General features: G+C 56.5%; 12 protein-coding genes. 4 read left to right on the forward strand and 8 right to left on the reverse strand.

The window, feature by feature from the left end; translation table 11 throughout:
- Positions 1-93: 93 nt before the first annotated feature.
- The 5 genes from AC2FH8_RS17390 to glyA form a co-directional block, all read right to left on the reverse strand.
- Positions 94-516 (reverse strand): universal stress protein, encoded by a 423-nt coding sequence (locus tag AC2FH8_RS17390; RefSeq protein ID WP_142639489.1) that lies wholly within the window; start codon positions 514-516, stop codon positions 94-96.
- Between the two features lie 78 nt (positions 517-594).
- Positions 595-1,968 (reverse strand): alanine/glycine:cation symporter family protein, encoded by a 1,374-nt coding sequence (locus AC2FH8_RS17395; RefSeq protein WP_496690355.1) that lies wholly within the window; start codon positions 1,966-1,968, stop codon positions 595-597.
- Positions 1,969-1,993: 25 nt separating this feature from the next.
- Positions 1,994-2,938 carry a lipoyl synthase gene (gene lipA / locus AC2FH8_RS17400; RefSeq protein WP_496690356.1) on the reverse strand — a complete coding sequence of 315 codons (945 nt, stop codon included), beginning with the start codon at positions 2,936-2,938 and terminating at the stop codon, positions 1,994-1,996.
- Positions 2,939-2,952: 14 nt separating this feature from the next.
- Entirely contained in the window at positions 2,953-4,335 is a 1,383-nt protein-coding gene (gene lpdA, locus AC2FH8_RS17405; RefSeq protein ID WP_496690357.1) for a dihydrolipoyl dehydrogenase, read from the reverse strand.
- A 9-nt stretch (positions 4,336-4,344) separates the two neighbouring features.
- Positions 4,345-5,598, reverse strand: coding sequence for a serine hydroxymethyltransferase (gene glyA, locus AC2FH8_RS17410; protein ID WP_271951608.1), 1,254 nt, complete (start codon positions 5,596-5,598; stop codon positions 4,345-4,347).
- A 180-nt stretch (positions 5,599-5,778) separates the two neighbouring features.
- On the opposite strand from glyA, the gene AC2FH8_RS17415 reads away from it, so the two are divergent.
- A complete protein-coding gene (locus AC2FH8_RS17415; protein WP_185956736.1) occupies positions 5,779-6,348 on the forward strand; it encodes a helix-turn-helix domain-containing protein in 570 nt (189 codons plus the stop codon).
- A gap of 4 nt (positions 6,349-6,352) precedes the next feature.
- Here AC2FH8_RS17415 and AC2FH8_RS17420 read toward each other — a convergent pair whose 3' ends face one another.
- Positions 6,353-7,231: a LysR family transcriptional regulator gene (locus AC2FH8_RS17420; protein WP_281995892.1), complete on the reverse strand. Its 879-nt coding sequence runs from the start codon at positions 7,229-7,231 to the stop codon at positions 6,353-6,355.
- Between the two features lie 103 nt (positions 7,232-7,334).
- On the opposite strand from AC2FH8_RS17420, the gene AC2FH8_RS17425 reads away from it, so the two are divergent.
- On the forward strand, positions 7,335-8,960 hold the full coding sequence (locus tag AC2FH8_RS17425) for a GMC family oxidoreductase (RefSeq protein ID WP_281995924.1): 1,626 nt from the start codon (positions 7,335-7,337) through the stop codon (positions 8,958-8,960).
- 62 nt (positions 8,961-9,022) lie between these two features.
- Here AC2FH8_RS17425 and AC2FH8_RS17430 read toward each other — a convergent pair whose 3' ends face one another.
- Both AC2FH8_RS17430 and ychF read right to left on the reverse strand, forming a co-directional pair.
- Positions 9,023-9,526, reverse strand: a complete 504-nt coding sequence (locus tag AC2FH8_RS17430; RefSeq protein WP_345742133.1) for a GNAT family N-acetyltransferase — start codon at positions 9,524-9,526, stop codon at positions 9,023-9,025.
- Positions 9,527-9,537: 11 nt separating this feature from the next.
- On the reverse strand, positions 9,538-10,635 hold the full coding sequence (gene ychF, locus AC2FH8_RS17435; protein WP_281995894.1) for a redox-regulated ATPase YchF: 1,098 nt from the start codon (positions 10,633-10,635) through the stop codon (positions 9,538-9,540).
- A gap of 194 nt (positions 10,636-10,829) precedes the next feature.
- Between ychF and AC2FH8_RS17440 the strand changes: the two genes are divergently transcribed.
- Both AC2FH8_RS17440 and trpA read left to right on the forward strand, forming a co-directional pair.
- On the forward strand, positions 10,830-11,315 hold the full coding sequence (locus tag AC2FH8_RS17440; RefSeq protein WP_496690358.1) for an acyloxyacyl hydrolase: 486 nt from the start codon (positions 10,830-10,832) through the stop codon (positions 11,313-11,315).
- Between the two features lie 78 nt (positions 11,316-11,393).
- Positions 11,394-12,185: a tryptophan synthase subunit alpha gene (gene trpA, locus AC2FH8_RS17445; RefSeq protein WP_496678956.1), complete on the forward strand. Its 792-nt coding sequence runs from the start codon at positions 11,394-11,396 to the stop codon at positions 12,183-12,185.
- The last annotated feature ends 151 nt before the right edge of the window (positions 12,186-12,336 follow it).

A 12,336-nucleotide genomic window follows, 5' to 3' on the forward strand; every position in this document is an offset into this window, starting at 1 on the left:
CAGCCCGCAAAATCAACCAACTTCCCACCCAACTCAACATGCAAACCATGCAAAGGCGTGCGCCTAATATCCGTCATTTCAGGTACCTTTCGATCAGCGGGACTGGTCACGAACTACCATGACGGTGCAATGCGCATTGCGCACCACGCGTGCCAGGTTCGGACCAATTTCATAATTCGGGAAATCGCCCTTGGTCGACGCCATGACGATCATGTCGAAGCCCTCTTTGTGAGCGAGCTTCAGAATTTCGCGGTAGACGCTGCCCTCTTGGACATGGACAGCAACGCCCGCGGCGTCACCATTGTCCAAGATGGCCTGAACCGCGTTGCGCACATGCTCTTTGGCACCGGCGCCATAATTGGCGGGCAGGTTCGGCAGCTGGATGATCTCGGGGATGACGGCGACCGCATGCAGTTCGGCACCGTAGAATTTCGCCTGTTCCAATGCGACCGGCAATGCCTGTTTCCAGGAACGGTCGTCAGAGTGATCAATCGGCAGCAGGATTTTCGTGGCCATCACGCCTCTCCTCGAGATAGGAATTCTGTTTCAAGTCGGGGGGCCGGAATGGCCCCCCGTAGGTTTTCAGTGCCCGGATTATTCGGCAGGCGTGCCGCCCGGCTCTTCGGACTTACCACCGGAGGCAAAGAACTCTTTCGTCAATTTGAAGACGATTGGGCTCAGCAATGCCAAGGCGATTAGGTTCGGGATAGCCATCATGGCGTTCAGCGTATCTGCAAGCAGCCAGATAAAGCCCAGATCCGCGGTTGCGCCGAAGTAGATCATGATAATCCACAGAATGCGGTACGGCATCAGGGATTTGACACCCAGCAGGAATTCGACGCATTTCTCTCCGTAGAATGACCAGCCGAGGATGGTGGTGAAGGCGAAGATCGACAGCGCGATGGCGATCAAGTAGCCACCAATGCCCGGCAACGACATTTCGAAGGCGGCCGAAGTCAACGCGGCACCGGATTCACCCGTGGTCCACGCACCTGAGGCGATGATTGCCAAACCGGTGATCGAGCAGACGATGATAGTGTCGATGAACGTTCCCAGCATCGCGATCAGGCCCTGGTTTACCGGACCTTTGGTTTCGGCTGCTGCGTGCGCGATCGGGGCGGAACCCAGACCGGCTTCGTTCGAGAAGACACCGCGCGCCACACCAAAGCGGATGGCGGCCCAAACGGCTGCGCCCGCAAAACCACCTTCGGCGGCCGAGGGTGTGAAGGCGTAGGTGAAGACCAACGACACAGCATTGCCGATTTCACCGATATTGATCAGCAGAACCAGCAGACCCGCGATGATATAGGCAATCGCCATGAACGGAACCAGTTTACCGGCAACGGCACCGATACGCGTGATACCACCCAGGATTACAGCGGCGGTCAGAACCATCAGCACCACACCGGTGACCGAGGTATTCAGGCCGAAATTGGCTTCGAGAACCTGTGCAACACCATTGGCTTGCACACCGTTGCCGATACCAAAGGCTGCAACTGCGCCGAACAGGGCAAATGCAACACCCAGCCAGGCCCATTTCGCACCCAGGCCGTTCTTGATGTAGTACATCGGACCACCGACAAAGTTGCCCAGCTCGTCCTTCTCACGGTATTTCACCGCCAGAACAGCCTCGGCATATTTGGTGGCCATGCCCACCAGGGCGGTCATCCACATCCAGAACAAAGCGCCCGGACCGCCCAGGAAGACAGCAGTAGCCACACCGGCGATGTTACCCGTACCGATGGTCGCCGACAGCGACGTCATCAGTGCGTTGAACGGGCTGATCTGCCCATCGCCCTGACTTTCACGACCGGCAAACAGCAGCTTAAAGCCCGTGCCGATACGCAGGATCGGCATGAATTTCAGCCCCACCTGCAGGAAGAAGCCAACGCCAAGAATGAGGACCAGCATCAGCGGCCCCCACACGACGCCATTGATGGCCCCTACGATTGAATTTAACGCTTCCATGGTATTCCTCCCTAGCGCGTTTGGATTATGCCCCGGCAGCAATCGCCCGTTGGCGAGCTTGCTTGAGGGCGGCAAAGTCTTCGTCCGCGTGGAACGACGAACGGGTCAGCGGCGTGGCTGACACGTGCAGAAAGCCCTTTGAGCGTGCGATCTGCTCAAGCTGAGCGAATTCTTCCGGTGTCCAGAACCGGTCAATCAGGTGATGTTTTGCGGTCGGCTGCAGGTATTGCCCCACTGTCAGAAAATCGACATTCGCGGCGCGCAGGTCATCCATCACCTGCCGCACATCGCCAAGGCTTTCACCCAGCCCGACCATCAGGCCCGATTTGGTAAAGATCTCGGGGTTGGCGCGCTTGGCATCGTCCAACAGACGCAGCGAAGTGTAATACCGCGCGCCCGGACGCACCGTGGGATACAGATGCGGAACCGTTTCGAGATTGTGATTGAATACGTCGGGGGCGGCCGCAAATACCAGATCGGCCGCGTCCCCTTTGCCCAGAAAGTCGGGGGTCAGAACTTCTACCGTTGTGCCGGGATTCTGGTGGCGCACAGCACGGATGGTTTGGGCAATATGTTCAGCGCCGCCATCAGCCAGATCATCCCGGTCAACCGAGGTGATCACGACATGACGCAGGCCCAGCTTTTTCACCGCAACGGCCACACGGCCGGGTTCGAACTGGTCCAGAGCGTCGGGGCGGCCAGTGGCAACGTTGCAGAAGGAACAGCCGCGGGTACAGACCTCGCCCATGATCATCATGGTGGCGTGGCGCTTGGACCAGCATTCGCCGATATTTGGGCAAGCCGCCTCTTCGCAAACGGTCGCCAGATTATGGTCACGCATCAGGCGGCGGGTTTCGTAAAATTCTGCGCTTTCAACCCGTTTCTTCCGAATCCATTTCGGTTTACGCGGAATGACACTGTCAGCCTTTTTGGCTTTTTCCGGGTGGCGAGGGCGAAGCTGGATGGTCATCTGGCTGATCCTCGTTAAGCGTGAATCGCACGGCCCAGGGCGTCAAGGCAGGCCTCTTTGACCGCCTCGCCCATTGCAGGGTGCGCATGACAGGTTGCGGCAACTTCGGAAACGGTAGCGCATTTGGTCATTGCCAGAACCAACTCGGCAATCAGGTCGCCGCCATGCGCTCCGCAGATATGCGCGCCGAGGATCTTGCCGCTGGGATCGGCCAGCACCTTGACCGCACCGTCGGTTTCGCCGGTCGAGCGCGCGCGCGAATTTGCCATGAAGGCGAACTTGCCGACCGCGTAGTCAGTGCCAGCCTCTTTCAGCGCCTCCTCGGTCAAACCGACCGAGGCGACCTCGGGGTCGGTGTAAACCACGCCCGGAACGGTGTTGTAATCCACATGCCCGGCCTGACCGGCCAGGATTTCGACACAGGCGACGCCGTCTTCTTCGGCCTTATGCGCCAGCATTGGTCCGGGCACACAGTCACCGATTGCATAGATGCCGGGGACCGAGGTTTGGAATGTGCCATCAACCTCGATGAAGCCGCGCGCGCTCAGGGCAACGCCAAGCGCGTCCAACCCTAGTCCGCGCGTCACAGGGCGACGGCCTACGGCGATCAGGACCTTGTCGGCCTCGATCACTTCTTCCTTGTCCTTGCCAACCCGGTCCACGATCAGGGACAGGCCCGCGTCGGTTTTCCCGACCGATTTCAGCGCCCTGCCCAGTTGGAATTTCAGCCCGCGCTTTGACAGGGCGCGCTGTGCCAGCTTGGCGATCTCTCCATCAATGCCGGGCAGAACACGGTCGAGATATTCAACCACCGTGACTTTGGCACCCAGACGCGCCCAGACCTGACCCAGTTCCAATCCGATGACACCGGCACCGATCACCACCAGATGATCCGGCACGGTGTCCAGCGCAATCGCCCCGGTCGAGCTGAGGATATCTTGCTCGTCAATCTCAATCCCCGGCAGCGAGGTCGGCTCGGATCCGGTGGCGATCAGGATATTCTTTGCCTCATGGATCGTGTCGCCGACCTGAACCTGCCCTGCAGCCGGAATGCTGGCCCAACCTTCGAACAGGTCGATACCGTTCTTTTTGAACAGGAATCCGATCCCTTTGGTCAGGTCACCAACGATCTTGTCCTTGCGCCCCATCATCGCGCCGATGTCGATGCTGGCCCCCTCGACCTCTATGCCATGGGAGGAGAGATGGCTGATCTCGGCATATTTGGCCGAGGAGGTCAGCAACGCTTTGGAGGGTATGCACCCCACATTCAGACAGGTCCCGCCAAGAGCACCCCGCCCCTCGACGCAAGCGACATTCATGCCCAGCTGAGCGGCACGAATGGCCGCTACATATCCGCCGGGGCCACCGCCAATAACGATCAGGTCATAGGTGCTCATGATTTAACCTCAGTAGATCGGATGGCTCGCGCAAAGGGCGCGGACTTTTTCACGAGTTTCTTTTTCGACGGTCGCATCCCCGTCAGACGACTGAGCCAAAGCGTCCAGCACGTTGCCAATCAGATGACCGATCGTTGTAAACTCTTCGGGGCCAAATCCACGGCTGCATCCGGCAGCGGTGCCCAGACGAATACCACTGGTAATCGTTGGCTTTTGCGGATCGCCGGGAACACTGTTTTTGTTGCAAGTAAAACCTGCACGCTCAAGCGCGGCCTCGGCATCTTTGCCAGTCACGCCGATGGGGCGCAGATCGACCAACATCAGATGGTTCTCAGTTCCGCCGGAAACGATGTCACAGCCTCGCGCCATCATCACATTCGCCAAAGCCGCCGCGCTGTCGACTACGCGCTGCATGTAGGTTTTGAACTCAGGCTTCAAAGCTTCACCAAAGGCTACAGCCTTGCCCGCGATCACATGCATCAGCGGGCCACCTTGCAGACCCGGAAACACTGCCGAGTTGATCTTTTTGGCGAGTGTTTCATCATTGGTCAGGATGATCCCACCGCGTGGTCCACGTAGGGTCTTATGAGTGGTCGACGTCACCACATGAGCGTGCCCAATAGGCGACGGATGCAGCCCAGTCGCCACCAGCCCCGCGATATGCGCCATATCTGCCAGCAGCCAGGCCCCAACCTTGTCAGCGATTGCCCGAAAGCGCGCAAAGTCGATTTTTTGCGAATAGGCCGATGCGCCCGCGATGATCAGCTTGGGCTTCTCAGCTTCTGCCAATGCCTCGACCTGATCATAATCAATCAGCCCGGCATCGTTCAGACCGTATTGCACCGGACGGAACCATTTGCCCGATTGCGCGGGTTTCGCGCCGTGGGTCAGGTGCCCGCCAGCATCCAGCGACATTCCCAATATCGTGTCACCGGGGCTAAGCAGCGCCAGCTTGACCGCTCCATTCGCCTGAGCGCCGGAATGAGGTTGAACGTTTGCGTATTCGCACCCAAACAGTTTCTTCAACCGCTCGATAGCTTCGGATTCGACCTCGTCGACATATTCGCAGCCACCGTAATACCGGCGACCGGGATACCCTTCGGCGTATTTGTTGGTCAGCACAGACCCCTGCGCATCAATCACCGCCTGCGAGACGATGTTTTCAGATGCGATCAGTTCGATCTGATCCGCCTGACGGGCACCCTCACGGGAAATCGACGCAGAGATTACCGGATCGGCCTCAGCCAGCGACGTTTTAAACATGGTCTCCTCCCAAGGTTTCGAATCCAATTCGCGAAACTTTGTTTCCTATAGTGGAATTTTCATCCTTAAGGCAACATTTTTCTTACAATGGTGAATTTGATTTTGATTGGAAATTATGCAAGCATCGATAAAACAGGGGGATTTCACGTGGCAGAAGAGAATTTAACGGATGTTTCCGGAATGGACGAACAGGACGAGGGTATGGCTCTGGGCCGCTCGATCCGCGACGCGCGCCGTGCAAAAGGCTGGACTTTGGAAGAAGCCGGTCGTGCTGCCGGGATCGGTCGATCAACCCTGTCAAAAATCGAAAACAACCAGACAAAGCCCAGCTTTGATATTGTTCGGCGGCTCACACAGGCGCTTGACCTCAGCACACCGCAGCTGTTTCTACAGTCCGGTCAATCGGGTATATCAGGCCGTCGCGATTATACGCCCAAGGGCGACGGTGAGATCAAGGACACCTCCACATATATCCATGAATTGCTGTGTTCAGAGCTGACCAGCAAACGGATGCTGCCCTATATCGCGACAATCAAGGCGCGCGACATTTCCGAATTTGAAAACTGGATTCGCCATTCTGGAGAAGAGTTCATGTTTGTCCTCAGCGGAGAGCTGACTTTTGTGTCGGAACACTACCGACCGCTGCCGATGAAAGCCGGGGACTCGCTCTATTATGACAGTGGAATGGGGCACGGCTGTATTTCAACCAGTACCGAAGATGCCCGTGTGCTTTGGGTATCGCTGGAATAGCCCACTAATAGAGTGACGTCACCCAACTTGCGAAAACCTGTACCTCGATGCGGTCTTCAGCGCCTTTGCGCTTAACCAGATAGTGCGAAGGTTGAATGGGCAGGCGGTAATCAAAAGGTGCCACCAGCAAACCCTGCTTAATGTACTCATGGGCAAAGCTTTCTAATACCATGGCCGCGCCCTGCCCCGCCGTGACGGCCTGCAAGGCCAAAAATGACGAATCCATTCGAAGCGTTCTGGAGGGCGCCCCCAAATTGAGCGTGTATTGATCGGACAATCTCATCCAGTCATTCTCGGACCCTTTGATTGCGACGACCCGGCCCTGGGCCAGATTTTGAATGCTCAGATCTGCGCCAAAAGATGCCGCATAATCGGGATGGCAGACCGGCACCGCACATTCATGGCCCAGATGCGAGACGATCCCGTCATCCCAGTCACCATAGCCGAACCGGATATCAATATCGCTTTCTTCCTCTCCAAACCGGTTCGCCCAGACGAAGGTGGAGAGGTCCACTTTGATGTCGGAGTGCAGGTTTTCAAACTCAAACAGTCTTGGTGCGATTACCAGCCCCGCACATGAGATGGAGGCCCGTATTTTGACCACCCGCCTGCGGGAATTGGTGAAAAGGCCGCTGGTTGCGTCTCTTAACTCGGAAAACGTCTTTTGAACCGGCATCGCATAGGCCCGCCCGATTTCGGTCAGGGCAACCCCGCGCGGCAAGCGTTCGAACAGGGATACGTTTAGGTGCTTCTCTAACAACCGTATCTGCTGACTGACGGCGGCTGATGTCAGCCCCAGCTCTTCTGCTGCCGCAGAGAAACTGTTGTGACGCGCGGCAACTTCAAAAGCCCGCAACCAGGTGACATGGGGCAGTTTCGCCATTTCTTACCTTCAATGAAAATTATGCCTAATGGGTAATATACATTGTTTGAATTGACAATCTTTGCGTGCAAATCATGGGGCCTATTACCCAAAACGGTTCGAGATGACGCAGACCTTCGACTATATCATCGTGGGCGCCGGATCTGCCGGCTGCGTGCTGGCAAACAAGCTGAGCGCGTGTGGCAGCCATAAAGTGTTGCTGATAGAAGCCGGTGGAACCGATCGCCGTTTCTGGATCAATGTACCGCTGGGATACGGCAAAACCTTCAACGATCCCAAGGTGAACTGGTGTTACTCTGCCCAGGCTGATCCCGGGTTGAACAACCGTCAGGCCTATTGGCCGCGCGGGCGGGTTATTGGCGGATCAAGCTCGATCAACGCCATGGCATATTTGCGAGGCCTCTCGCATGATTTTGATGACTGGGCCAAGGCAGGCGCAGAGGGTTGGAACTGGGAAACGGTTCGCCAGACATATGAGGCGATCGAGACCCATGTCGAAAGAGGCCAAACACCTTCGTCAACGGACGGACCCCTTGTGGTCAGTGATGTCAGTGAGGGCATGCACCCGTTTTCGCGCCACTTTCTGGAGGCCTCACGGCAGATGGGCTGGCATGTTTCGGACAATCTGAACGGTCAGGACGCCGAAGGGATGATGAACCTGCGCAGCACCGTCAAAAACGGCCGCCGCTGGTCATCAGCAGCCGCGTTCCTGCGCCCTGCGCTGAAACGCAGCAATCTGCGGGTGGTATCCAATGCTCTGGTGCAGAACGTCATTCTGGATCAGGGCAAAGCCACCGGTGTCCGCTATCACGTTGGAGGTCAGGTGGTTACGTCCTTCGCGATCCGTGAAGTCATCCTGTCTGCGGGAGCCGTAAACTCGCCACAGCTCTTGCAGCTTTCGGGGATCGGGCCTGCGAACCTGTTGAAAAGGCACGGCATCAAAGTGCGCCATAACCTGTCGCAGGTTGGACAGGGATTGCAGGATCATCTTGGCATATCCCATTTCTTTCATGCGACCGAGCCGACATTGAATAATACGCTTGGCAATCGGTTGGGACAGATGTTGTCCGGTATTCGTTATCTGCTGACCCGCAGCGGGCCACTCAGCGTCCCCGTCAACCAGGTCAGCGGCTTTGTGCGTTCGGACGAAACCGCCGAATTTGCTGATATGCAAATCTATTGCAATCCGATGTCCTATAAGACCGACACCAAAGGACAGCCGGGCGTTGATACCGAAGCAGGCTTTCTTCTGTGCGCCCAGCCCTGCAGGCCGACAAGCAGAGGGGAGATCAACATCCGTTCGGCAGATCCCATGGATGCACCCGCCATCCAACCGAATTCTCTCTCCACAAACCATGACTGCGACATGGCTATCAAAGCGGGTCGGGTGTTACAGAAGCTGGCGCAGACTGAGGCGATCCGCAGTGTTACGCGGACCCGGATAGAACCAGATGTTACGCGGATGAATGACGACCAGATGTTAGAGAATTTCCGCGCCAACGCCGGAACTATATTTCATCCAAGCTGTACATGTCGCATGGGGACATCGGAACAGGATTCAGTTCTGGATTCTCGACTGCGGGTGCATGGGGTGGCAGGCCTTAGGGTGGTCGACGCGTCCTCGTTTCCAAGCATCACCTCAGGCAACACAAATGCGCCTGTGATGATGCTGGCCGCGCGCGGCGCGGACCTCATTCTGGAAGATGCCACAAAGCGCATGAACGCTTGAAGCAGTGGGAAAGAAGACCGTCTTACAGAATATTTGGTCTGGAAAGGGGCCTCATTCCCTGATCAGGAAAAGTGCAACGCATAGACGTTGTTCAAATACTTCTGATCGTCGATCTGAAAGTGGGTCTCTCCAATGAACTCAAAACCCTTGGCCAGATAGAACTTGATGGCCGAGGTGTTCTCAGCATTGGTCATCAGCCAGACCAAATCTGCCCCCTGATCCCGGCAATGTTCCAGCGCAGCTGCCAAAAGACGCCTTCCGATACCTTTTCCGTGATGGCGCGGCTGGACGTAGAATGTCGATATCTCCATGCCCCACCACCCGGAAACAGGGGCGATGCGTGCAGGGGAAACACGGATGAACCCGTCAATCCCCTGATTATTGTCGGACACCAGAATGAATTCATCCGGGTTTTGAATCTGTTCTAATACTTTGCTTGTTGTGAATTCCGACAAGGCGAAATCTGCAAAAATCCCACTGACACCATGTTTGAGGTAGGTTCCGATCCATACTTCAATCGAGATGGCAGCGATACTGGACGCATCTGACTTTTCTGCAGTTCGCAATGCCAAGGCGCTTAGGTATTAAACAAGAAGTGCATCACATCGCCATCCTTGACGACATAGCCCTTGCCTTCGGCGCGCATCTTGCCTGCCTCTTTGGCGCCTTGCTCTCCGTTTGCCGAAACATAGTCGTCATAGGCGATCGTTTCAGCACGGATGAAACCCTTTTCGAAATCGCCATGGATGACGCCAGCAGCCTGCGGCGCGGCGGTGCCGGTGCGGATGGTCCAGGCGCGGGCCTCTTTCGGGCCGACGGTGAAATAGGTTTCCAGCTTCAGCAGGTCGTAGCCTGCGCGGATCAGACGGTCGAGACCTGGCTCTTCCAGCCCCATTTCCTCGAGGAACATCTGCGCTTCGTCCTCTTCCAGCAGGCTAATCTCTTCTTCGATCTTGGCACTGATAATGACGTGCGAGTTGCCTTGCGCTGCGGCCATTTCAGCCACACGGGCTGAATATTCATTGCCCTCGGCAGCCTCTTCTTCCGAGACGTTACAGACATAGAGAACCGGTTTGGTGGTCAGCAGTTGCAGCATTTTCCACGCCTTGTCGTCTTCGTCGCTAACTTCGACCAGACGCGCGGGTTTGCCATCTTCCAGCATGGCCTGCGCTTCGGCAAGCAAACGTTCCTGTTGCTGTGCCTCTTTGTCGTTGCCCTTCAGCTTGCGCACCAGATTGGCACGGCGCTTTTCGATGCTTTCCAGATCGGCCAGCATCAGTTCGGTCTCAATCGTATCGGCATCCGCCACGGGATCGACGCGGCCATCGACATGGGTCACATCACCATCTTCGAAGCAGCGCAACACATGAGCGATGGCGTCAGTCTCACGGATGTTGGCCAGAAACTGGTTGCCCAACCCCTCGCCCTTTGACGCGCCCTTTACCAGGCCCGCGATATCCACAAACGTCATTCGCGTCGGGATGATCTGCTTTGAACTTGCAATCGCCGCCAGCTTGTCCAGCCGGTCATCGGGCACCGCCACATCACCCACATTGGGTTCAATGGTGCAGAACGGGAAATTCGCCGCCTGAGCAGCCGCTGTCTTGGTCAGCGCATTGAAGAGAGTCGACTTGCCCACATTCGGCAAACCCACGATTCCCATTTTAAAGCCCATCTCGGCCTCCTGAAGCGATACGACGGCGTCTTCTATTCACGTCCGGGCAAATGCGCAACCCGGACGGCGTTAACAGGTCGAGTCCCAGTTGCAACATCACTTATCTGTTAATCAAACGTGTACTTCGAATACTTGATTCTGCCACTGCCACGTCACCAACTGACAGGGAGTTGAGAAAACCAAGAAGTACCGAGATGAAAACACTTTTCTTAATGAGCACTTTGCTGGCCACCACGACCATGGCACACGGGCAGTCCATCGTATTGGGAGCAGGATATGCGGATTTCACCCACACCAGCAGCAATGATCAGGCGGTCGTGTCACTGGAATACCAGCACAGCCCGTTTCACGAAGCCACGCGCCTCAGTGCTGGCTGGGGTGTGGCTCTGACGGTGGATGCAGATGCCGACACGCATATTGGCGCCGGTTTGGTCGGTCTCTATACGATCTCTGACCGGTGGTTCGCAGAGGCCAGCGTGATGCCTGGCTACTACAACGCCTCAAACGATGACAATGATCTCGGCGGAAATTTCCAGATCCGCACCCTTTTCGGAATTGGATATGCCCTGGAAAACGGAAACAAGCTCTCGCTGGCCATCACCCATAATTCGAACGCGAGCACGGACAGTTTCAATCCCGGCGTCAACTCAGTGTTCATGCGTTATCACTACGGGTTCTGAAGCAATCTGGCCCAGCGGGATTGATTTCCGGGCAAAGTTTCTGCACATCAGGTTCAAATCCGTATGCAAGGACCGCAGATGACCCGTATCGACGCCAAGTTCGCCGCCCTCAAGGCCGAGGGCAAAAAGGCCTTCGTATCCTACATCATGGCCGGTGACCCCGATTTCGACACCTCGCTTGAGATCGTCAGGGGCTTGCCCGGTGCCGGTGTCGACGTGATCGAACTTGGGCTGCCGTTCACCGACCCGATGGCGGATGGTCCGACCATCCAGGCAGCAGGACAACGCGCCCTAGAGGGCGGGATGACCCTGCAACGCACACTGGATCTTGCACGTGCTTTTCGGGAAACGGATGATACAACGCCTATTGTGCTAATGGGGTATTACAATCCTATCTACAGCCGCGGCGTGGAAAGGTTTCTGGCGGACGCTACAGAGGCTGGCATCGACGGCCTGATCGTCGTTGACCTGCCTCCCGAAGAAGATGACGAACTTTGTCTGCCTGCACAGGCGGCTGGATTGAATTTTATCCGCCTCGCCACGCCGACAACGGATGACAAACGGCTTCCGCGCGTTCTTCAGAACACTTCGGGATTTGTGTATTACGTCTCGATCACGGGGATCACAGGCGCAGCCGAAGCCCAGGCCACGAATGTAGGCCCCGAGGTCTCTCGGATCAAATCCGCCACGGATTTGCCAGTGATCGTGGGCTTTGGAATCAATACCCCGGAAAAATCGCGGGCAATCGCAACTGTTGCCGATGGCGCTGTGGTCGGCTCGGCCATTGTCAGCCAGATCGCCGCCGGGAAGTCGGTTGGTGAAGTTCTGGATTTTGTCAAATCGCTGGCAGATGGGGCACATTCGTCCTGATCCAACGACCGGTTTCGCAATCTTGACCGCAGTCGGCGCAACCCGGCTGCGGTTTTTCTATTGCACCTAACGTTGCGCACAGAAACGTGGCGTTGCGAGGCTTTCGAAAAATTGGTAAAGAAAAAGGACCAATCTTTCGAAAGCCGCATCT

The organism is Ruegeria sp. CDSC025 (assembly GCF_059610805.1).